Origin of the sequence: Aeromonas eucrenophila (assembly GCF_000819865.1) — a bacterium.
GTDB lineage: Bacteria > Pseudomonadota > Gammaproteobacteria > Enterobacterales > Aeromonadaceae > Aeromonas > Aeromonas eucrenophila.
Window position 1 is genome coordinate 591,463 of record NZ_CDDF01000001.1, and the last position, 21,741, is coordinate 613,203.

Sequence of the window (21,741 nt, forward strand, 5' to 3'; positions counted from 1 at the left end):
TATGCGGCGTCGGCCTATCAGCGCGCCAGCAAGATGTTCAGCATGCGGCGCAGGGGCTCGGCGGCGCCCCACAACAGTTGATCACCCACGGTGAAGGCGGCCAAGTATTCCGGCCCCATGTTGAGCTTGCGCAGACGGCCCACCGGGATGCTGAGGGTGCCGGTGACGGCGGCCGGGGTCAGCTCGCGAGCGGTGATGTCGCGATCGTTCGGGATCACCTTGACCCAGTCGTTGTGAGCCGCGATCAGTGCCTCGATCTCGGCCAGCGGCACATCCTTCTTCAACTTGATGGTGAAGGCCTGGCTGTGGCAACGCAGGGCGCCGATCCGTACGCAGAGGCCGTCTACCGGGATGGCAGCGTCTTCGATGCCGAGGATCTTGTTGGTCTCGGCCTGGCCCTTCCACTCTTCACGGCTCTGGCCATTGTCGAGCTTGGTGTCGATCCAGGGGATGAGACCACCGGCCAGCGGCACGCCGAAGTTGTCCACCGGCAAGGTGCCAGAGCGGGTCTTCTCGGTGATCTTGCGCTCGATGTCGAGGATGGCGGAGGCGGGATCCGCCAGCTCCACCGCCACTTCGTCGCGCAGCAGGCCCATCTGGGTGACCAGCTCGCGCATGTGACGGGCACCGCCACCGGAAGCGGCCTGATAGGTGGCCACGCTCACCCACTCCACCAGATCGGCCTTGAACAGGCCGCCGAGGGCCAGCGTCATCAGGCTGACGGTGCAGTTGCCACCGACGAAGGTCTTGACGCCGTTGTTCAGGGCCTGTTCGATGACGTCGCCGTTGACCGGATCCAGGATGATGACGGCGTCCTTCTCCATGCGCAGGGAGGAGGCGGCATCGATCCAGTAGCCTTTCCAGCCGGCAGCCAGCAGACGCGGATAGACATCCTTGGTGTAGTCGCCGCCCTGGGCCGTGATGATGATCTCCTGCGCGGCCAGCGCCTCGAGATCGAAGGCATCCTGCAAGGTGCCGGCATCGACGCCGAAGTTGGGGGCGGCCTCACCGGCCTGGGAGGTGGTGAAGAAGGTGGGTTGAATGCGGGCAAAATCTTTCTCTTCCTGCATCCGGCTCATCAGCACCGAACCCACCATGCCACGCCAACCGACCAAACCTACTTTTTTCATAATGTCCTACCCTGGATAGCTGCTATTAAAAACGAAGCGTCATACACCGTGACCCCTTGCCGGACGCGGGCCCGTTCACAAGTTTGTCACATGATTGATTTGCAAAAACTGCGTCTGTCCACATTACGGATTGTCGCGGCGGGCGCAAGTCGAATTGCGCAATATTCTGTGTCGATTGCCGCAATATCCACCGCCGTCACCTCCCTTGGCGGCGGCACTTGGCAGCCAGACCCGCTTTGGGGCATGATTGGCGCTGATTGGCAGTCGCACTGCCCCTCGGGGACGACCCCGAGGCTCCTCTCCCCGCAGGGACGACCCTGCCCCGCTGGAATTCACCATGCCCTGGTTACTCCTGCTACTGGCTGGCCTGTTCGAGGTCGCCTGGGCCATAGGCCTCAAATACACCGACGGCTTCAGCCGTCCCCTCCCCACCCTGCTGACCCTCTCTGCCATGGGGGTGAGCGTGTTCTTGCTCGCCATGGCGGTCAAACAGTTGCCGCTCGGCACCGCCTACGCGGTCTGGACCGGCATCGGCGCCGTCGGCACAGTGCTGATGGGGATCTGGCTGTTCAACGAGCCCGCCACCCTGGCGCGGGTGCTCTGCCTGATGCTGATCATCGGCGGCATACTGGGGCTGAAATTTATCGGCTAAGCAAAGACAAGGGGATCGGACTGACCGATCCCCTTTGCCATCGCTGTGCCCCGTGTACTGACCCATGCCGACATATCACTACCAGAATCGATTTTTCATCATTTTTATCTGAAAAAATGGATATAAAGCAGCATATCAATCTGCCTGGATTCAGCATTTATTGACAGGTCGGCTCTCGCTAATCCCCGAGCAGCGCGCATAAAAAATGGCCACTCAGGGTGGCCATCCTCTTTCTTCCCTTTTTATGTCTGGGCCAACCTTATGCTTCCGTCAGGCAACCGATCAGCTCATGTTCGATGCGGGCCTCCGGCATCATCTGCCTCAGGCCCTCGATCAGCCGATCGCCGGCCTCCTGCAGCGCTGCCAGCGGCATTGGTGGCAGGCTTTCCAGGATAAACCACATCTGGCCGGACTCGACGCTGAGCCGGGTTCTGACTCCTTGCCGCCAGTTCCAGCGCCGACAGGTCACGCCCCTGTCGTCGCGCCACACCACTTCGCCGGGCTCCGGACTCTCATGGGCGGGCACCCCTTCCTTCATGGTATCGAACAGCTCGCTGCCGTCGGCGACGATGAGGCGCGGCGCCCCCTCGTAGGCGGTCAAGTCCTCGCCGCCCACCGGGATGGCGTACTCGATGCTGATGGCGTTGTAGAGATCCACCACGGGATCGATGCAGGGCAGCGAGCCGTCCCGCAGCGCCCGCTTGCGCAGGGCCTGGGCCGAGCAGGGAAAACGCTGGGGCTTGGCGCCGAAGCGCTTGAACACCTGGTCCCAGGCATCGAGGTGATCCTGCGCCCAGGGGGCCTCCCCCGCCGCGACCGACTGGCAGGCCCGCACCAGCGCCCGGCTGCCGACCTCGGCATCGACGATGGGGGCCCCGTCGACCAGAATGCTCAGGGCCCGAAATCCCGGTGCCAGGGCGGTCACGCCGGGTGCGATCTGTGGTGTCATCAATGGCATAGCAACTCCCAATGGATAGGCTCTGGGGAAGGCAATCATCAAGGGCGACCCGTATCAGAATGCGGCGCGTATTCCCTCTCCGAGCAAGAGGGGCCCATGATGGCGGGAGACGAGTCATAAAAAAAACTACTTTTTCTTAATGTTGTTTAGGGAAACTTATAAAGGAGGGGCATAACGGCCCCGGATTGCAGCGCGCTGCGCCCCTGGAATGGGATTGTCCTCGCCGCGTCCCCGCCGACTCATGCTATTATCTGCGGCCTAACATGAGTCAATAAAATCAGGATATTGTGATGACCGACCACACCTTTATTCCCGGCAAGGACGCGGCGCTGGAAGACTCCATCGAACGCTTCCAGACCAAGCTGCAAGCCCTGGGGTTTGATATCGAGGAAGCCTCCTGGCTCAACCCCGTGCCCAACGTCTGGTCTGTGCATATCCGCGACAAGGAGTGCGCCCTCTGCTTCACCAACGGCAAGGGTGCCAGCAAGAAGGCGGCGCTCGCCTCCGCCCTCGGCGAATACTTCGAGCGTCTCTCCACCAACTACTTCTTCGCCGACTTCTATCTGGGGGAGCAGGTAGCGAACGGCGACTTCGTTCACTACCCGAACGAGAAGTGGTTCCCCATCGAGGGGGATCAGCTGCCCGCCGGCCTGCTCGACAGCTTCACCCGCAAGTTCTACAACCCGGACGGTGAGGTCACCGCCGACATGCTGGTGGACCTGCAATCGGGCAACGAGGAGCGCGGCATCGTCGCGCTGCCGTTCGAGCGTCAGTCCGATCACCAGACCGTCTACATCCCGATGAACATCATCGGCAACCTCTATGTCTCCAACGGCATGAGCGCCGGCAACACCAAGACCGAGGCCCGCACCCAGGGGCTGTCCGAGGTGTTCGAGCGCCACGTGAAGAACAAGATCATCGCCGAGGCCATCAGCCTGCCGGAGATCCCGGCCGAGGTGATCGCCCGCTACCCCGGCATTGCCGCCTCCATCGCCGCATTGGAGGCCGAAGGCTTCCCCATCTACAGCTTCGATGCGTCCCTCGGCGGTCGCTATCCGGTCATCTGCGTGGTGCTGCTCAACCCGAGCAACGGCACCTGCTTCGCCTCCTTCGGCGCTCACCCGCGCTTCGAAGTGGCGTTCGAGCGCACCGTCACCGAGCTGCTGCAGGGCCGTGGTCTGAAAGATCTGGACGTGTTCGTGCCCCCCTCGTTCGACAACGAGCAGGTGGCGGATCACCACAACCTGGAGACCCACTTCATCGACTCCTCCGGCCTCATCAGCTGGGATCTGTTCAAGCAGGAAGCCGACTTCGAGTTCGCCGACTGGGACTTCCGCGGCAGCTCCCAGGAGGAGTTCGACCACCTGATCGGCATCTTCCACGAGCTGGAGCAGCCGGTCTATATCGCCGACTACGAGCACCTCGGCGTCTACGCCTGCCGCATCCTGGTGCCCGGCATGTCCGACATCTATCCGGTCGAGGATCTGCTGCTGGCCAACAACACCATGGGCGCTCACCTGCGTGAAACCCTCCTCGCCCTGCCGGCGCTGGAGTGGGACGCGGAGCAGTACATGGCGCTGTTCGATCAGCTGGATGAAGAGGGGCACGACGAGCGTACCCGGGTGCGCGAGCTGCTCGGCATCGCCGCCGCCAAGGGCACCGCCCTGCATACCCTGCGGGTGGGCGAGCTCAAGGCCATGCTGGCGCTGGCCGCGGGTGAGCTGGAGAGCGCGCTGGATCTCATCGACTGGACCATGGAGTACAACCAGTCGGTGTTCCCGAGCGATCGCGCCAACTACTACCGCGCCCTGCGCGCCTGTGTCGAGCTGTTCCTGGATGAGGAGCGCGACCCCGAGCAGTATCGTGCCGTGTTCAGCCGCATGTTCGGGGAAGAGACCCTGGCGCAGGCCTGGGCCCATGCCAGCGGCGAGGCGCGCTTCCACGGGCTGGAGGCGGCCGACTTGTCGCTGTCCCAGTTCCCGCTGCACCAGAAACTGCTGGCGGCCTATGAGAAATTACAGAAGGCCAAACGAGCCCATTCCTGGGCCTGATGTGGTAATGTAACGAAGGGGCCTGATGGCCCCTTCTGTTTTATGGTCTACGCTTTGGCTGGCCGTTATTCGGGGATGAAATAAAAAACAAAAAATACCTCTTAGGGGGTTGTCAACCAGGGCAGTTGTGTGCAGCGTTGCCGCAAAGCTATCTTGCCGATATATTTTAAGAGAAAATAATTTTAAATAGTTTAAAATCATCAACTTAACAACACCACCAATTCTGTTTCACCTGAAATCGGCTGTAAAGTCAAGCTTCCAGAGGGCTCAAATTTCTGTAGTAAAATTACATTCACAATCTGTAATTCTTGATCGATGTCAATTTTGGCGATCAGGCCCTTTGTTATGATTTCCACAGGCAAAATATGCAGGTACATGAGAATTGAAAGCAGAATCTCCCTTTGATTGTCTGAAGCCCGAAGCCATCGCTGCACTGGCAGAAGATATCACCTATGCCAAGGCCACCAAGCCTGCATACAAGACCATCCCACTGGCCATCACCGCAGGCGCCTTCATCGCCATCGCGTTTGTTTTCTACATTACCGTCACCACCGGCAGCAGCGGCATGTCCTGGGGCATGGCCAAGCTGGTTGGCGGTCTGTGCTTCTCCCTCGGCCTCATCCTGTGCGTGCTGCTCGGTGCCGAGCTGTTCACCTCCACCACCCTGACCCTGGTGGCCAAGGCGGCCAATCGCATCAGCTGGGCCCAGTTGCTCAAGAACTGGGGCCTGGTCTATTTTGGCAACCTCATCGGTGGCCTCATCGTAGTGGCGCTCATCATCATGTCGGCCGAGTACACGGCGGCAGACGGTCAGTGGGGTCTGAACGCCCTGAAAGTCGCCCAGCACAAGATCCACCACAGCTTCTTCGAGGCCCTTGCCCTCGGTATTCTCTGCAACCTCATGGTGTGTCTCGCCGTGTGGATGGCGTTCGGCGCCCGCAGTGCCACCGACAAGGTAATGGTCATGCTGCTCCCCGTCGCCATGTTCGTGGCCTCCGGTTTTGAGCACAGCATCGCAAACATGTTTATGATCCCGGTCGGTATCGCTATCCACAGCGTCGCGAGCCCGGAATTCTGGCAGGCCATCGGCCAGGACCCGGCTACCTTCGCCGACCTGACCGTATCCAACTTCGTTCTACACAACCTGATCCCGGTCACCATTGGTAATATCATTGGTGGTGGCGTCATGGTTGGCTTGACTTACTGGTTTATCTTCCGTCGCCATCATTAAGGATGGCGGCAGACACATAAATACCTTGAGAGGTAATGAAAATGGCAGAACTTAACGAACAGTTCCAAAAAGCATGGGAAGGCTTCGCGGCCGGTGAATGGCAGACCTCTGTCAACACCCGTGACTTCATCCAGAAGAACTACACCCCGTATGAAGGTGACGAGTCCTTCCTGGTTGGCGCGACCGAAGCTACCACCAAGCTGTGGGACAAGGTCATGGAAGGCATCAAGATCGAGAACCGCACTCACGCGCCGGTCGATTTTGATACTGACCTGCCCTCCACCATTACCGCTCACGATGCCGGCTATATCGACCAGAGCCTGGAGCAAATCGTCGGTCTGCAGACTGACAAGCCGCTCAAGCGCGCCATCATCGCCAACGGCGGTATCAAGATGGTTAAGACTTCCTGCGAAGTGTACGGCCGTCAACTTGACCCCATGGTCGAGAAGATCTTCACCGAGTACCGCAAGACCCACAACCAGGGCGTGTTCGATGTCTACACCAAGGACATCCTGAACTGCCGCAAGTCCGGCGTCATCACCGGTCTGCCGGATGCCTACGGCCGTGGCCGTATCATCGGTGACTACCGTCGTGTGGCTCTGTACGGTATCGACTTCCTGATGGCCGACAAACTGGCTCAGTTCAAGTCCCTGCAAGCTGATCTGGAAAACGGTGTCAACCTGGAAGCCACCATCCGTCTGCGCGAAGAGATCTCCGAGCAGCACCGTGCCCTGGCCCAGATGAAGGTGATGGCAGCTAAATATGGCTGCGACATCTCCGTACCGGCCAAGAACGCCAAAGAAGCCGTACAGTGGACCTACTTCGCCTACCTGGCGGCAGTCAAGTCCCAGAACGGTGCCGCCATGTCCTTCGGTCGTACCTCCAGCTTCCTGGACGTGTACATCGAACGTGACCTGAAGAAAGGCCTGATCACCGAGCAAGAAGCCCAGGAGCTGATGGACCACATGGTCATGAAGCTGCGTATGGTTCGCTTCCTGCGTACCCCTGAATACGATTCACTGTTCTCCGGCGACCCGATGTGGGCTACCGAGACCCTGGCCGGTATGGGCGTTGATGGCCGTACCCTGGTCACCAAGAACAGCTTCCGTATGCTGAACACCCTGTACACCATGGGCCCGTCCCCTGAGCCGAACCTGACCATCCTGTGGTCCGAGAAGCTGCCGGTCGGTTTCAAGAAGTACTGCGCCAAGGTATCCATCGAGACCTCTTCCGTTCAGTACGAGAACGACGATCTGATGCGTCCGGACTTCAACAACGATGACTATGCCATCGCTTGCTGCGTGTCCCCGATGATCATCGGCAAACAGATGCAGTTCTTCGGTGCTCGTGCCAACCTGGCCAAGACCATGCTGTACGCAATCAACGGCGGTATCGACGAGAAGCTCAAGATCCAGATCGGTCCCAAGACCGAAATGGTCAAGGGCGAGTACCTCGAGTACAACGACGTGATGGACAGGCTGGATCACTTCATGGACTGGCTGGCCAAGCAATACGTCGCCGCCCTGAACATCATCCACTACATGCACGACAAGTACAGCTACGAAGCCTCCCTGATGGCGCTGCACGACCGTGACGTCTATCGCACCATGGCTTGCGGCATCGCCGGTCTGTCCGTGGCAGCTGACTCCCTGTCTGCCATCAAGTACGCCAAGGTCAAGCCGATTCGTGACGAAGATGGCGTGGCCATCGACTTCGAGATCGACGGTGAGTACCCGCAGTTCGGTAACAACGACGCTCGTGTCGATGACATCGCCTGTGACCTGGTCGAGCGCTTCATGAAGAAGATCCAGAAGCTCAACACCTACCGCAACGCCGTGGCTACCCAGTCCGTGCTGACCATCACCTCCAACGTGGTGTACGGCAAGAAGACCGGTAACACCCCGGATGGCCGTCGCGCCGGTGCACCGTTCGGCCCGGGTGCCAACCCGATGCACGGTCGTGATCAGAAGGGCGCCGTTGCCTCACTGACTTCCGTCGCCAAGCTGCCGTTCGCCTACGCCAAAGATGGTATCTCCTATACCTTCTCCATCGTACCGAACGCCCTGGGTAAAGACATGGAATCCCAGAAGTCCAACCTGGCGGGTCTGATGGACGGTTACTTCCATCACGAGACCAACCTGGAAGGCGGTCAGCACCTGAACGTCAACGTGATGAACCGTGAAATGCTGCTGGACGCCATGGAAAACCCGGAGAAATATCCGCAGTTGACCATCCGCGTATCCGGTTATGCCGTTCGCTTCAACTCTTTGACCAAAGAGCAACAGCAAGACGTCATCACCCGTACCTTCACCGCGTCTCTGTAATCAAGAGTCGCAGTGACTAAAAACCGGCGCTAAGGCGCCGGTTTTTTTATGGCTGTTTGTCAGCGCTGAGCCTGTCCCTCTGCTTTTGACCCGCTGACTTGGGATAGGCGTGTGCCTCTCTTTAACCTGCCCTTTCCTTCACGCCTTCAGCACAACGCCATGCTCAGCCACTACAGGTGTTGTTGCACACAAACCTCGATCTGTTCCCTCTCCCCCTCGGGAGAGGGCCAGGGTGAGGGAAATCACTCTACATCGCTAGAAGGCGCCAGAAAGCAACAAGGGCAGCAGAGTGTGACTCTCCTGCCCCTGTGTCATGGAAGCGATTGGACAGGGGCTGCACATAAACCCCGATCAGTTCCTTCTCCCTCTTGGGAGAGGGCCAGGGTAAGGGAAACCACTCTACATCGCTACGAGGCGCCAGAAAGCAGCAGGGGCAGAAGAGTGTGACTCTCCTGCCCCTGTGTCATGGAAGCGGTTTGACGTGCGCTGGCGGCGCCAGGGACGACATCTCACGACCCCATGATGCTTTCGTCCCGATTCACCATTTTAAACTGCCTTTACCGCCAAAAACTCATCATTTGCATGCCAAAAGCAACAAGGGCAGAGGAGTCTCACTCCCCTGCCCTTGTTTTGGCATATAAAACCCGGTTTAACGGCTCAGCTCGCCCAGGTAATGATGTGGTCGGCCCAGTCGCCAGCTTGCGCCTCGTGCACCACCTTGCCCCGCACCGACTGGCCGGCCTGGTGCATGGCGCTGCGGCTGCCGGTGATCAGCGGATGCCAGGCAGGCAGGGTATCCCCTTCTGCCAGCAGGCGATAGGCGCAGCTCGACGGCAGCCAGTCGTACTCGGCTATCTTGTCGACGGTGATCTGCAGGCAGTCCGGCTCCTTCTTGAAGCGGTTGCCGTAGTCGGAGCACTGGCAGGTCTTGGTATTGAGCAGGTTGCAGGCCACGTTGGTGAACACCAGCTCCTCGGTGTCCTCGTCAATGAGCTTGTTCAGGCAGCACTTGCCGCAGCCATCGCACAGGGACTCCCACTCGGCCATGGTCATCTGCTGCAGGCTCTTCGCCTGCCAAAAAGGGGCGGTCTGCACTTCGTCTGTCTGCTGCACTTTTTGCTGCGCTCTTTGCTGCATGAAGATGGGCTCACTCAATACACTAACAAGCGCGAGGTTATACGCTTTTTAGCCCGATTTTTCAAGGCAGGTGGGGAGATCCCAAAACAGCGGAAAGACCAAAAGCGGGTATTAAACCTCGGGTCTCGCTGCGCGGGGCCACATTCGACAACGCCCATGGCGAGTGACCGCGTCTGTGAAGACCAACATGCGAGAGGGCCATGTCCGAAGCCGATCCACCCCACGCCTGAGGGGATCGCTTTCAATCGGCGAATTAACCAGAGTGGAGCCGTTTTCGGTCGGCATCCATCCAAAGCGCCGGGAACGGCTCGCCTTTGACGACTTCCACGCATTTTTTGACAAATTTGCCGTGGCCTTATTGCCGTTGAATTTGTAAAAGTTTCCCGCCAGCAAGCTTCCAATGGCTACAGATCCAATCACGGTTGAGGCATTGCGCCCAGTCACAGGACCTAAACTGATTAGTCGCAAGTCCAGCCCATTAGCTGGACAGAGGACGTTGTCATGAAGACGTTGAAACTTGCGTTGCTAATAGCGGCTCCGCTATTGCTCGCGTCCTGCTCCTCCTCGGAGTTCCCGGGAGAAGCGCCCGCCGCTGGAGGCGATCCCCCGTCTGGAGGAGTGGATCACCCTTATGGCAAAGGAGGTGGTCGCAATAACTTTGCTGCCACCCTCCCACAGCATGCCCAGCAGGACATTGCTGTTTTAACAGAATAGGTGCACAGCCCTGGCCGCTTCCCCGGGGCCCATCTCAGACCATTGCTCAGCGGGCCGGACTTGGACCGTCCTTCCGGCCACCAGCCCAGCCTCAACCGACTCAGCGGAAAGATGCAGGTTGGCACCGCGCGTACTGACACCCGCATTCATAAAAAAAGCCGCCCATTGGGCGGCATTTTTATCAGAGATAACTGGCTTGAAGGAATTACCAGCCGGTTACTTCACGCAGGGCCTTGCCGATGTCGGCCAGGGAGCGCACGGTTTTCACGCCGGCATCTTCCAGGGCGGCAAATTTCTCTGCTGCAGTGCCTTTACCACCGGCGATGATGGCGCCCGCATGACCCATGCGCTTGCCAGCCGGGGCGGTGACGCCCGCGATGTAGGAGACCACCGGTTTGGTGACGTGAGCCTTGATGTAGGCTGCCGCTTCTTCTTCGGCGCTGCCGCCGATCTCGCCGATCATGACGATGGCTTCGGTCTGCGGATCCTTCTGGAACATTTCCAGAATGTCGATGAAGTTGGAGCCAGGGATGGGGTCACCACCGATGCCGACGCAGGTGGACTGGCCGAAGCCCTCGTCCGTGGTCTGCTTGACCGCTTCGTAGGTCAGGGTGCCGGAGCGGGAGACGATACCTACCTTGCCCGGCTTGTGGATGTGGCCAGGCATGATGCCGATCTTGCACTCACCCGGGGTGATGACGCCCGGGCAGTTCGGACCAATCATGCGCACGCCGGTTTCCTGCAGCTTCACCTTGACCTGCAGCATGTCCAGGGTCGGGATGCCTTCGGTGATGGTAACGATGAGCTTGATGCCGGCATCGATGGCTTCCAGGATGGCGTCTTTGCAGAACGGGGCCGGAACATAGATGACGGAGGCGGTGGCGCCGGTCGCTTCGACCGCGTCACGGACGGTGTTGAACACCGGCAGGCCCAGGTGAGTGGTGCCGCCCTTGCCCGGGGACACGCCGCCGACCATCTGGGTTCCGTAGGCAATCGCCTGTTCGGAGTGGAAGGTACCCTGACCGCCGGTGAAGCCCTGGCAGATCACCTTGGTGTCTTTGTTGATCAGAACGCTCATTATTTGGCCTCCGCGGCTTTAACCACTTGCTGAGCTGCATCAGTCAGACTCGTCGCGGCGATGATGTTGAGGCCGCTGTCGGCCAGCTTACGGGCACCCAGTTCGGCATTGTTGCCTTCCAGACGCACAACGACGGGCACCTTGACCCCCACTTCCTTGACCGCGCCGATAATGCCTTCCGCGATCATGTCGCAGCGCACTATGCCGCCGAAGATGTTGACCAGCACGGCCTGAACCTTGCTGTCAGACAGGATGATCTTGAAGGCCTCGGTCACGCGCTCCTTGGTGGCGCCGCCGCCGACGTCCAGGAAGTTGGCCGGTGAGCCGCCGTGCAGGTTGACGATGTCCATGGTACCCATGGCCAGACCGGCGCCGTTGACCATGCAGCCGATGTTGCCATCGAGCGCCACATAGTTCAGCTCCCACTGGGCGGCATGCGCTTCGCGGGGGTCATCCTGGGACGGGTCATGCATCTGGCGCAGCTTGGGCTGACGGAACAGGGCGTTGGCGTCGATGTTGATCTTGCCATCCAGGCAGTGCAAGTTGCCCTGGGCGGTGATCACCAGCGGGTTGATTTCCAGCAATGCGAAGTCGCAGTCCAGGAACATCTGGCCCAGGCCCAGGAAAATCTTGGTGAACTGCTTGATCTGATCGCCGACCAGACCCAGCTTGAAGGCCAGCTCGCGAGCCTGATAGGCCTGCGGGCCCACCAGCGGATCGATGGCCGCCTTGTGAATGAGTTCCGGGGTTTCGTGGGCGATCTTCTCGATGTCCACGCCACCTTCGGTGGAGGCCATGAAGACCACGCGGCGGCTGCCACGATCGACCACGGCGCCCAGGTAGAGCTCCTTGGCGATGTCGGTGCAGGATTCCACCAGGATCTTGGTGACCAGCTGACCGTTGGCGTCAGTCTGGTAGGTCACCAGGTTCTTGCCGAGCCAGTGCTGGGCGAAGGCACGGATCTCGTCCTTGCTCTTGGCCAGCTTCACGCCGCCCGCTTTACCGCGGCCACCGGCGTGGACCTGGCATTTGACGACCCAGGTGTTGCCGCCAATTTTGTCGGCCGCTTCGGCCGCTTCCTGCGGGGTGGCGCAGGCATAACCTTCGGAGACCGGCAGGCCATACTCGGCAAACAGCTGTTTTGCCTGATATTCATGCAGATTCATAGATGCTCTATCCGTGTTGTAGGTCTTTCTGTCCGGGGCTCGTTGTTTCTCAATCCCCTGTGAAAGGGGCCTCGGGGGCCCCTCGTTATCTTTTTAATTTCGTTTAGACGTCCAGCAACAGGCGGGTCGGATCTTCCAGCAGTTCCTTGATGGAGACCAGGAAGCCGACCGACTCGCGACCGTCGACGATGCGGTGGTCATAGGAGAGGGCCAGGTACATCATCGGCAGGATCTCGACCTTGCCGTCCACCGCCATGGGTCTGTCCTGGATCTTGTGCATCCCCAGGATGGCGCTCTGCGGCGGGTTGATGATGGGGGTGGACATCAGGGAGCCGAACACACCACCGTTGGTGATGGTGAAGTTGCCACCGGTCAGTTCATCCACGGTCAGCTTGCCGTCACGGCCCTTGCCAGCCAAGTCTTTGATGGCCTTCTCGATGTCGGCGAGGCTCATGTTGTCGCAGTCGCGCAGCACCGGGGTCACCAGACCGCGGGGGGTGGAGACGGCGATGCTGACGTCGAAGTAGTTGTGGTAGACGATGTCATCGCCATCCAGCGCCGCGTTCACTTCCGGGTAGCGCTTCAGGGATTCAACAACCGCCTTCACGTAGAAGGACATAAAGCCGAGCTTGATGCCGTGCTTCTTCTCGAAGATCTCGCCGTACTGCTTGCGCAGCTTCATGATGGGCGCCATGTTGATCTCGTTGAACGTGGTCAGCATGGCGGTGGTGTTCTTGGCTTCCAGCAGACGCTCGGCGATGCGCTTGCGCAGCCGGGTCATGGGAACGCGCTTCTCGGTGCGACCCGCCAGCGGTGCGATCGGCGCGGCAGGTGCAGCGGCAACCGGTACAGCCGCAGCCGCCTTGCTCAGCCCCTTGATGAAGGCTTCCACGTCTTCCTTGGTGACGCGACCGCCCTTGCCGGTGCCGGTCAGCTTGGCCACGTCGATGGCATGCTCGGCCACCAGGCGGCGCACGGACGGGCTCATGCCATCGGTGCTGTCGTCGGCGACGGCTTCCACCGGCTTCTCTTTGGTCTCTTCACCGGCTACGGGGGCAGGCTTGAGCATGGCGATCAGCTGACGGGACAGCACGGTCGCGCCTTCGTTTTGCAGGATGTCGCCCAGTACGCCGGCTTCCGGCGCGGGGACTTCCAGCACGACTTTATCGGTTTCGATGTCAACCAGCACTTCATCACGGGCAACCAGATCACCCGGTTTCTTGTGCCAGGTGGCGATGGTGGCATCCGCCACTGATTCGGGCAGGTCCGGTACCTTGATCTCGATAGTCATGTAATCAGTTCCTTGTTACTTCTTGGCCAGCAGGCTTATTCCAGAGTCCGAGAGGGTCATCTCAGGGAGCGCCCTCTCATCCACAATGCGTTTATTCCAGGGTAAGAGCGTCTTCCACCAGGGCTTTCTGCTGCTTGGCGTGGACGGACATGTAGCCGACGGCCGGTGAGGCCGAGGCCGGACGACCGGCATAACGCAGACGGGCAACGCTTGGCAGCACGCTATCGTAGTGATGGCGAGTGCTGTACCAGGCGCCCTGATTCTGCGGCTCTTCCTGACACCAGACGAAATCGGTGACGTGAGCGTAATCGGCGAGGATGGCGCGCACTTCCTCTTCCGGGAAGGGATAGAGCTGCTCGATCCGCACCAGGGCCACGTCTTGCTGCTCGGCCTTGCGACGGGCATCGAGCAGGTCGTAGTAGACCTTGCCGGAGCAGAACACCACACGCTTGACGCCCTTGGGATCCAGCGCATCGATCTCGCCGATGGCGTTCTGGAAGGTCCCTTCCGCCAGCTCCTCGAGCTTGCTCACCGCCAGCGGGTGGCGCAGCAGGGATTTTGGCGTCATCACGATGAGCGGACGGCGCATCGGGCGCACTACCTGACGGCGCAGCATGTGGAACACTTGCGCCGGGGTGGACGGTACGCACACCTGCATGTTGTGCTGGGCGCACATCTGCAGGTAACGCTCCAGACGGGCGGAGGAGTGCTCGGGGCCCTGGCCCTCGTAACCGTGGGGCAGCAGCATGGTCAGACCGCACATCCGGCCCCACTTCTGTTCACCGGAGGAGAGGAACTGATCCACCACGACCTGGGCGCAGTTGGCGAAGTCGCCGAACTGGGCTTCCCAGATGGTCAGGCCGGCCGGCTCGGCGCTGGCATAGCCATATTCGAACGCCAGTACCGCGTTTTCGGTCAGCACTGAGTCGTAAATTTCAAACGGGCCTTGCTCGTCGTGCAGGTTGCACAGCGGGGTGTAGGTGCTGGCATCGGTCTGGTTGTGCAGCACGGCGTGGCGGTGGAAGAAGGTGCCACGGCCGGAATCTTCCCCGGTGAAGCGGATGCGGGAACCCTTGTCCACCAGGGTGGCGTAAGCCAGGGTCTCGGCAAAGCCCCAGTCCAGCAGTTTCTCGCCGGCGGCCATCAGGCGGCGGTCTTCGTAGATCTTCTCGACCTGGCGCTGCAGCACGTGGGTGGCCGGGTACTGGCTGATGCGCTCCCCTAAGGATTTCAGGTGCGCCATGGGCACAGTGCTGTCGTAGCTCATGGCCCAGTCGTGGCCCAGATACGGCGTCCAGTCGACGGAGTGCAGCTCCATCGGGCGCCACTCCTTGCTCACCCGCTCCCCCTTGTCCAGGGCATCGCGATAGTCGTTGACCTGAGCGGTCACCAGCTCCGGCGTGACGCAGCCTTCGGCGATCAGCTGATCGGCGTAGATCTTGCGCGGAGTCGGATGCTGTTTGATCTTCTGGTACATCAGGGGCTGGGTCGCACTCGGCTCATCCGCCTCGTTGTGACCGTGACGACGGTAGCAGACCAGCTCGATCACCACGTCGCGCTTGAAGGTGTTGCGGTAATCCAACGCAATCTGGGTCACCAGCACCACGGCTTCCGGATCGTCGCCGTTGACGTGCAGCACGGGGGCCTGCACCGCCTTGGCGATGTCGGTGCAATATTCGGTAGAGCGCAGGTCACGGAAATAGGAGGTGGTGAAACCGACCTGGTTGTTGATGACGATGCGCACAGTGCCGCCGACGCCGTAGGCACGGGTCAGGGACATGTTGAAGGTTTCCGCTACCACGCCCTGGCCGGCGATGGCCGAGTCACCGTGGATGGTGATGGGCAGGACGCTGGAGCCATCCTTGTCGCCGTGTCTGTCCATCCGCGCCCGCACCGAGCCGATGACCACGGGGTTGACGATCTCCAGGTGAGACGGGTTGAACGCCAGCGCCAGGTGGACGTTGCCACCCGGGGTCGCGAAGTCGGAGGAGAAGCCCATGTGGTACTTAACATCCCCGGTACCCCAGGACTCGCCGTGCTTGCCGGCGAACTCGTCGAACAATTCTTGCGCCCGCTTGCCGAGCACGTTGATCAGCACGTTCAGGCGACCACGGTGGGCCATGCCGATGACGGCCTCTTTGCAGCCCTGCTCACCGGCGCGACGGATCAGTTCCTTGAGCATGGGCACCATGGCATCGCCCCCTTCCAGGGAGAAACGCTTGGCCCCCGGGAACTTGGCGCCCAGGTATTTTTCCAGCCCTTCGGCGGCGGTCAGGCTCTCGAGGAAGCGAGTCTTCTCCTCGCTGCTGTAGTTGCCCTTCCCTTCGATGGATTCGAGTCTGTCCTGCAGCCAGCGCTTCTCCTCGGTAGAGGTGATGTGCATGTAGTCGGCGCCGATGCTGCCGCAGTAGGTCTTCTTCAGGGAGGCGTAGAGATCGGACAGCACCATGGTTTCGCGACCGATGGCGTAGGAGCCCACGTTGAAGGTGGCCTCCATGTCTGCACCCTGCAGGTTGTGAAACGCGGGATCCAGTTCGGCAACGGTTTCACGCTGCCATAGGCCGAGCGGATCCAGATTGGCATTCTGATGGCCACGGAAACGGAAGGCGTTGATCATTTGCAGCACGCGAACCTGCTTGGCGTCCACCTGGGGATCGCTGACAGGGGTGCTGTAACGGGAGTTGTCCTTGGCCAGGCGGCGGAAATAGTCGCGGACCGGGGAGTGAGGTTGTTCTACCACATGACCATTCACCTGGGGCAGCTGCTGGAACAGGCTGCGCCACTCATCGGCCACGGAGTCGGGGTTTTCAAGGAAGGATTCGTACAAATCCTCAATGTAGCTTGCATTCGCACCAGCCAGGTGAGATGACTCCAACCAGGCCTTCATCACGCCGTTATGCATTTCTATCCCTTGTACATCTTGTCGCTGCCTGTGCAGCTGGTAGGGGTTAAATAGCCATCCCGCCAACGGGTTGGATGGCTATCCAGAGGTCGGGCCCGGCGCGTGACGCCTCAGGCCCTGATACTAAACAGCCCGGTTGAGCAACATCGACTTGATCTGACCGATGGCCTTGGTCGGATTCAAGCCCTTGGGGCAGACGTTCACGCAGTTCATGATGCCGTGGCAGCGGAACACGCTGAAGGCGTCGTCCAGGTTACCCAGTCGTTCGGTCGCGGCGGTGTCGCGGCTGTCAGCCAACCAGCGGTAGGCGGCGAGCAGACCGGCCGGGCCGATGAACTTGTCCGGGTTCCACCAGAAGGAGGGGCAAGAGGTGGAGCAGCAGGCGCACAGAATGCACTCGTACAGACCGTCCAGCTTGGCGCGCTCTTCGGGGGATTGCAGGTGCTCACGCACGGGCGGCAGTTTTTCATCGTTGATGAGGAAGGGTTTGACCTTCTCCCACTGGGTGTAGAACTGGGTCATGTCGATCACCAGATCGCGGATCACCGGCAGGCCAGGCAGGGGTCGGATGACGACCTTGTTGCCCTTCTTCAGCAGATCGGAGAGCGGGGTGATGCAGGCAAGACCATTCTTGCCATTCATGTTGAGACCGTCGGATCCACAGACCCCTTCGCGGCAGGAGCGGCGGAAGGCGAGCGTGGGATCCAGCTCTTTGAGCTGGATCAGTGCGTCAAGCACCATCATGTCGGAGCCTTCAGGAATATCGAGCTGATAATCCTTCATATGCGGAACGTTATCAACGTCCGGGTTATAGCGATATAGCGAGAATGTGACGTTCATTGTACTTGGCTCCGCAATCAGTAAGTCCGCACCTTGGGCGGGAACGCCTCACGGGTCTTGGGTGACATGTTGACAGCGCGACGGGTCATGGACTCTGTGTCCGGATGATAGAGGCTGTGGCACAGCCAGCCCTCGTCGTCACGATCCGGGAAGTCGAAGCGACTGTGGGCGCCACGGCTCTCGGTGCGGAAGTTCGCCGCCACCGCGGTGGCAAAGGCCGTCTCCATCAGGTTGTCCAGCTCCAGGCACTCGATGCGCTGGGTGTTGAACTCCCTGGAGCGGTCGTCCAAGCGGGCATTCTTGAGGCGCTCGCGGATAAGTTTGAGCTCGGCCAGCCCTTCTGCCATGGCATCCCCTTCCCGGAACACGGAGAAGTTGTTCTGCATGCAGCGCTGCAGATCCTTGCGGATCTGGGCCGGGTCTTCCCCGTCACGGTTCGCTTCCCAGCGGTTGAGGCGGGCAAGGGCGGCGGCGATGTCGGCCTCGGAGGCCTCACGACCGTGCTCCATGGACCCCAGAGTCTCCACCAGATGCATGCCGGCGGCACGACCGAACACCACCAGATCCAGCAGCGAGTTGCCACCGAGACGGTTGGCGCCGTGCACGGACACACAGGCGATCTCGCCCACCGCGAACAGGCCGACCACGGGCACGTCGTTGCCGCTCTTGTCCTGGGTCAGGCACTGACCATTCACGCTGGTCGGCACGCCGCCCATCATGTAGTGGCAAGTCGGGATGATGGGGATGGGTTCCTTGACCGGATCCACGTGGGCGAAGGTGCGCGACAGCTCGCAGATGCCCGGCAGACGGGATTCCAGTACCTCTTTACCGAGGTGATCCAGCTTGAGCTTGATGTGCGGACCCCAGGGGCCGTCACAGCCACGGCCTTCACGGATCTCGATCATGATGGAGCGAGCCACCACGTCGCGACCGGCCAGGTCCTTGGCGTTCGGCGCATAACGCTCCATGAAGCGTTCGCCGTCTTTATTGAGCAGATAACCGCCTTCACCACGGCAACCTTCGGTGACCAGCACTCCTGCCCCGGCGATGCCGGTCGGGTGGAACTGCCAGAACTCCATGTCCTGCACGCCGACACCGGCGCGCAGCGCCATGCCGACACCGTCACCGGTGTTGATGTGAGCGTTGGTGGTGGACTGATAGATGCGACCAGCGCCGCCAGTGGCGAGCACGGTGGCCTTGGCCTTGAAGTAAACGACTTCGCCGCTCTCCATGTCGATGGCGGTGCAGCCGACGACGTGGCCATCCTGGTTCTTCACCAGATCCAGCGCATACCACTCGGAGAAAACGGTGGTCTTGTTCTTGACGTTCTGCTGATACAGGGTGTGCAGCAGCGCATGACCGGTCCGGTCTGCCGCAGCCGCAGTACGGGCCGCCTGCTCGCCACCAAAATTCTTGGACTGGCCGCCAAACGGACGCTGATATACGGAGCCGTTGTCGAAGCGGGAGAAGGGCAAGCCCATGTTCTCCAGCTCATAGACGGCTTCCGGGCCCGTCTTGCACATGTATTCGATCGCTTCCTGGTCACCGATGTAGTCGGAGCCCTTGACGGTGTCGTACATGTGCCACTGCCAGTTGTCGTCGTGGGCATTGCCCAGCGCAACCGTGATCCCGCCCTGGGCGGAAACGGTGTGGGAACGGGTCGGGAACACTTTGGATAACAGGGCGCAGGTCTTGCCGGACTGGGCAATCTGCAGCGCGGCGCGCATGCCGGCGCCACCGGCACCGATCACGACCGCATCAAATTCACGAATTGGAATAGTCACCTTACACCCCCCACAGCACGACGAAACCCGTCATCAGATAGACAAACAGCACCACAACCAATGCAAATTGCAGCGCGCCGCGCAATCCGACCGGTTTGATATAGTCGGTCAGCACCTGCCACAGGCCGATCCAGGCGTGGATCAGGATGCACAGCAGTGTCAGCAGGGTGAAGACCTTGGTGAAGGTTTTAGCGAAGAAGCCGGTCCACACCTCGTAGCTGATGTCGTTGAACGCGACAAAGCCAACCAGGTAGAGGACGTAAGCCGTCATGATGAGGGCGGTAGCGCGGATCAGGATGTAGTCATGAACACCGCTGCGCCCGAAAGTTGCAGAATTGGTTACCATACCAGTACCCCCGCCAATACCGCCAGAACCGCGGTGATCACGAAGGCCACACGGGCACTCTGATTCGCGGAATCCAGCTCTTCCCAATGCCCCATGTCCATGACCAGGTGACGCAGACCGCCCACAATGTGGTAAGCCAGCGCAGTCAGGATCCCCCACAACACGAACTTGACCAGGAAGTTGTCCATGATGGCAACGACGTCGTCGAATCCTTCGGGAGAGGAGAGTGAAGTACCAAGCATCCACAGCAAGATGGCAAGCGCCACAAAGGTGATGACCCCTGAGACACGATGCAAGATGGAAGCGATGGCGGTGACAGGAAAGCTGATCGTCTGTAGGTCGAGGTTTACAGGTCTCTGTTTATTTTTCACGGCTTTGCCCACTCAGCTCCATTGAGCACGTTAGTTATTGTTTTTACACGCTTTGAGGGCTAGGAGTGGCATTTGTTAGGTTTTTGTTACCAAAACAACTCAGGAAAGCCAAAAATAACATTTTCAATATCACATCTGGCTTTGCGAAAGCGTTTCAAACACCGACGACCATCACCCACGTGGCGCAGTATATCGGCGGCCTTAACCAATGACAATCAATTAGCTACATAGAAAACCCAAAACCGTAAACCAGATCCCACAACGACTTTAACAAGTCATTAATGATCCTCCTGAAAAATTGACAAAGCAGTGGATTTCTGGTTCAAATAAGGCGCTCCAGCCGCCGTGGTACGGGTAAGAACCTTTGCCAGCGTCATGAAAGTCGTAATAAAGTAGGACTGGAACCAAATTATAAAAGAGCAAAGGAGACGTGCTATGGCTGATAAAATAGCCACCCTACATCTGCCCGGAAAAGAGCCGGTAGAACTACCGATCCTGTCCGGTACTGTCGGCCCCGATGTCATCGATGTCAGAAAACTCGGTGCACAAGGGTACTTCACCTTCGACCCCGGCTTTATGGCCACCGGTGCCTGTAAGTCATCCATTACCTATATCGACGGCGATCAGGGTGTCTTGCTGCACCGTGGTTACCCCATCGCCCAGTTGGCCACCCAGGCCAGCTACCTGGAAGTCTGCTACATCCTGCTGTACGGGGAAGCGCCCACCAAGACGCAATACGCTGAATTTGAACGCCTGGTCACCCGCCATACCATGGTGCATGAGCAGATCGCCTTCTTCTTCCGCGGCTTCCGTCGTGACTCCCACCCCATGGCGATCATGTGCGGTGTGGTCAGCGCCCTGTCCGCCTTCTATCACGATGCCCTCGACATCAACAACGAAGAGCATCGCGAGATCTGCGCCTTCCGTCTGCTCTCCAAGATGCCGACCCTGGCCGCCATGTGCTACAAGTACTCCATCGGTCAGCCGTTCATGCAGCCGCGTAACGCCCTCTCCTATGCCGGCAACTTCCTGCACATGATGTTTGGTGTGCCGACCGAAGAGTACAAGGTCAACCCCATCGTCGAGCGCGCCATGGACCGCATCTTCACCCTGCATGCGGATCATGAGCAGAACGCCTCCACCTCCACCGTCCGTCTGGCCGGCTCCTCCGGTGCCAACCCGTTCGCCTGTATCGCCGCGGGGATCGCCTCCCTGTGGGGCCCGGCTCACGGCGGCGCCAACGAAGCCTGCCTCAAGATGCTCGAAGAGATTGGCTCCGTGGATCGCATCCCCGAGTTCATCGCCAAGGCCAAGGACAAGAACGATCCCTTCCGTCTGATGGGCTTCGGTCACCGGGTTTACAAGAACCACGATCCCCGTGCCCAGGTCATGCGCCAGACCTGCCACGAGGTGCTGCAAGAGCTGCAGATCAAGGATCCGCTGCTGGACGTGGCCATGGAGCTGGAGCGCATCGCGCTGTCGGACTCCTATTTCATCGAGAAGAAGCTCTACCCGAACGTGGACTTCTACTCCGGCATCATCATGAAGGCCATCGGCATCCCTATGTCCATGTTCACCGTGATCTTCGCCATCTCCCGCACCATCGGCTGGATCGCCCACTGGAACGAGATGCACTCGGACCCGGATCAGAAGATAGGTCGTCCACGTCAGCTCTACACCGGCCTGGCCCAGCGGGAATTCACCCCGCTCGATCAACGCTGATTTAATCGCTGACATGGTTTGTTACAAAGGCGGTCATTGACCGC

The 21,741-nt window shown here is 59.9% G+C and carries 16 protein-coding genes; 5 read left to right on the top strand and 11 right to left on the bottom strand.

Translation table 11 applies throughout. The features are described from left to right. Window positions 1-17: 17 nt before the first annotated feature. The gene (gene asd, locus BN1124_RS02405) at window positions 18-1,130 is read right to left on the bottom strand and encodes an aspartate-semialdehyde dehydrogenase (RefSeq protein WP_042638707.1); all 1,113 of its coding nucleotides are present in this window, start codon (window positions 1,128-1,130) and stop codon (window positions 18-20) included. 337 nt (window positions 1,131-1,467) lie between these two features. On the opposite strand from asd, the gene sugE reads away from it, so the two are divergent. Then, window positions 1,468-1,782 carry a quaternary ammonium compound efflux SMR transporter SugE gene (gene sugE / locus BN1124_RS02410; RefSeq protein ID WP_042638709.1) on the top strand — a complete coding sequence of 105 codons (315 nt, stop codon included), beginning with the start codon at window positions 1,468-1,470 and terminating at the stop codon, window positions 1,780-1,782. Window positions 1,783-2,041: 259 nt separating this feature from the next. Here the strand turns inward: sugE and BN1124_RS02415 are convergent, their stop codons facing one another. Then, complete coding sequence (locus tag BN1124_RS02415) at window positions 2,042-2,740, bottom strand: B3/B4 domain-containing protein (protein ID WP_042638711.1); 699 nt, start codon at window positions 2,738-2,740, stop codon at window positions 2,042-2,044. A 290-nt stretch (window positions 2,741-3,030) separates the two neighbouring features. Between BN1124_RS02415 and ycaO the strand changes: the two genes are divergently transcribed. The 3 genes from ycaO (at window position 3,031) to pflB (ending at window position 8,346) form a co-directional block, all read left to right on the top strand. Next, window positions 3,031-4,791 (top strand): 30S ribosomal protein S12 methylthiotransferase accessory factor YcaO, encoded by a 1,761-nt coding sequence (gene ycaO / locus BN1124_RS02420; protein ID WP_042638714.1) that lies wholly within the window; start codon window positions 3,031-3,033, stop codon window positions 4,789-4,791. Between the two features lie 382 nt (window positions 4,792-5,173). Then, a complete protein-coding gene (focA, locus tag BN1124_RS02425; protein WP_033129631.1) occupies window positions 5,174-6,022 on the top strand; it encodes a formate transporter FocA in 849 nt (282 codons plus the stop codon). A gap of 41 nt (window positions 6,023-6,063) precedes the next feature. Then, a complete protein-coding gene (gene pflB / locus BN1124_RS02430; protein WP_042638995.1) occupies window positions 6,064-8,346 on the top strand; it encodes a formate C-acetyltransferase in 2,283 nt (760 codons plus the stop codon). 657 nt (window positions 8,347-9,003) lie between these two features. On the opposite strand, the gene BN1124_RS02435 is transcribed toward pflB, so the two are convergent. The 9 genes from BN1124_RS02435 to sdhC all read right to left on the bottom strand — a co-directional run bounded on the left by BN1124_RS02435 (window position 9,004) and on the right by sdhC (window position 19,987). After that, window positions 9,004-9,483, bottom strand: coding sequence for a YcgN family cysteine cluster protein (locus tag BN1124_RS02435; RefSeq protein ID WP_042638716.1), 480 nt, complete (start codon window positions 9,481-9,483; stop codon window positions 9,004-9,006). Window positions 9,484-10,402: 919 nt separating this feature from the next. Next, entirely contained in the window at window positions 10,403-11,275 is an 873-nt protein-coding gene (sucD, locus tag BN1124_RS02440; protein WP_042638718.1) for a succinate--CoA ligase subunit alpha, read from the bottom strand. Beyond that, on the bottom strand, window positions 11,275-12,441 hold the full coding sequence (sucC, locus tag BN1124_RS02445) for an ADP-forming succinate--CoA ligase subunit beta (RefSeq protein WP_042638720.1): 1,167 nt from the start codon (window positions 12,439-12,441) through the stop codon (window positions 11,275-11,277). The genes sucD and sucC overlap by 1 nt, the downstream gene beginning before the upstream one ends. Before the next feature lie 103 nt (window positions 12,442-12,544). Continuing rightward, window positions 12,545-13,732, bottom strand: coding sequence for a 2-oxoglutarate dehydrogenase complex dihydrolipoyllysine-residue succinyltransferase (gene odhB, locus BN1124_RS02450; RefSeq protein ID WP_042638722.1), 1,188 nt, complete (start codon window positions 13,730-13,732; stop codon window positions 12,545-12,547). A gap of 91 nt (window positions 13,733-13,823) precedes the next feature. Next, on the bottom strand, window positions 13,824-16,634 hold the full coding sequence (gene sucA, locus BN1124_RS02455; protein WP_042638724.1) for a 2-oxoglutarate dehydrogenase E1 component: 2,811 nt from the start codon (window positions 16,632-16,634) through the stop codon (window positions 13,824-13,826). A 123-nt stretch (window positions 16,635-16,757) separates the two neighbouring features. Continuing rightward, entirely contained in the window at window positions 16,758-17,474 is a 717-nt protein-coding gene (locus BN1124_RS02460) for a succinate dehydrogenase iron-sulfur subunit (RefSeq protein WP_042638726.1), read from the bottom strand. A gap of 17 nt (window positions 17,475-17,491) precedes the next feature. Next, complete coding sequence (gene sdhA / locus BN1124_RS02465; protein ID WP_042638728.1) at window positions 17,492-19,258, bottom strand: succinate dehydrogenase flavoprotein subunit; 1,767 nt, start codon at window positions 19,256-19,258, stop codon at window positions 17,492-17,494. Window position 19,259: 1 nt separating this feature from the next. Then, complete coding sequence (sdhD, locus tag BN1124_RS02470; RefSeq protein ID WP_033132490.1) at window positions 19,260-19,604, bottom strand: succinate dehydrogenase, hydrophobic membrane anchor protein; 345 nt, start codon at window positions 19,602-19,604, stop codon at window positions 19,260-19,262. Beyond that, window positions 19,598-19,987 carry a succinate dehydrogenase cytochrome b556 subunit gene (sdhC, locus tag BN1124_RS02475; RefSeq protein ID WP_033132489.1) on the bottom strand — a complete coding sequence of 130 codons (390 nt, stop codon included), beginning with the start codon at window positions 19,985-19,987 and terminating at the stop codon, window positions 19,598-19,600. The genes sdhD and sdhC overlap by 7 nt, the downstream gene beginning before the upstream one ends. Before the next feature lie 423 nt (window positions 19,988-20,410). On the opposite strand from sdhC, the gene BN1124_RS02480 reads away from it, so the two are divergent. Beyond that, the gene (locus BN1124_RS02480) at window positions 20,411-21,697 is read left to right on the top strand and encodes a citrate synthase (RefSeq protein ID WP_033132488.1); all 1,287 of its coding nucleotides are present in this window, start codon (window positions 20,411-20,413) and stop codon (window positions 21,695-21,697) included. The last annotated feature ends 44 nt before the right edge of the window (window positions 21,698-21,741 follow it).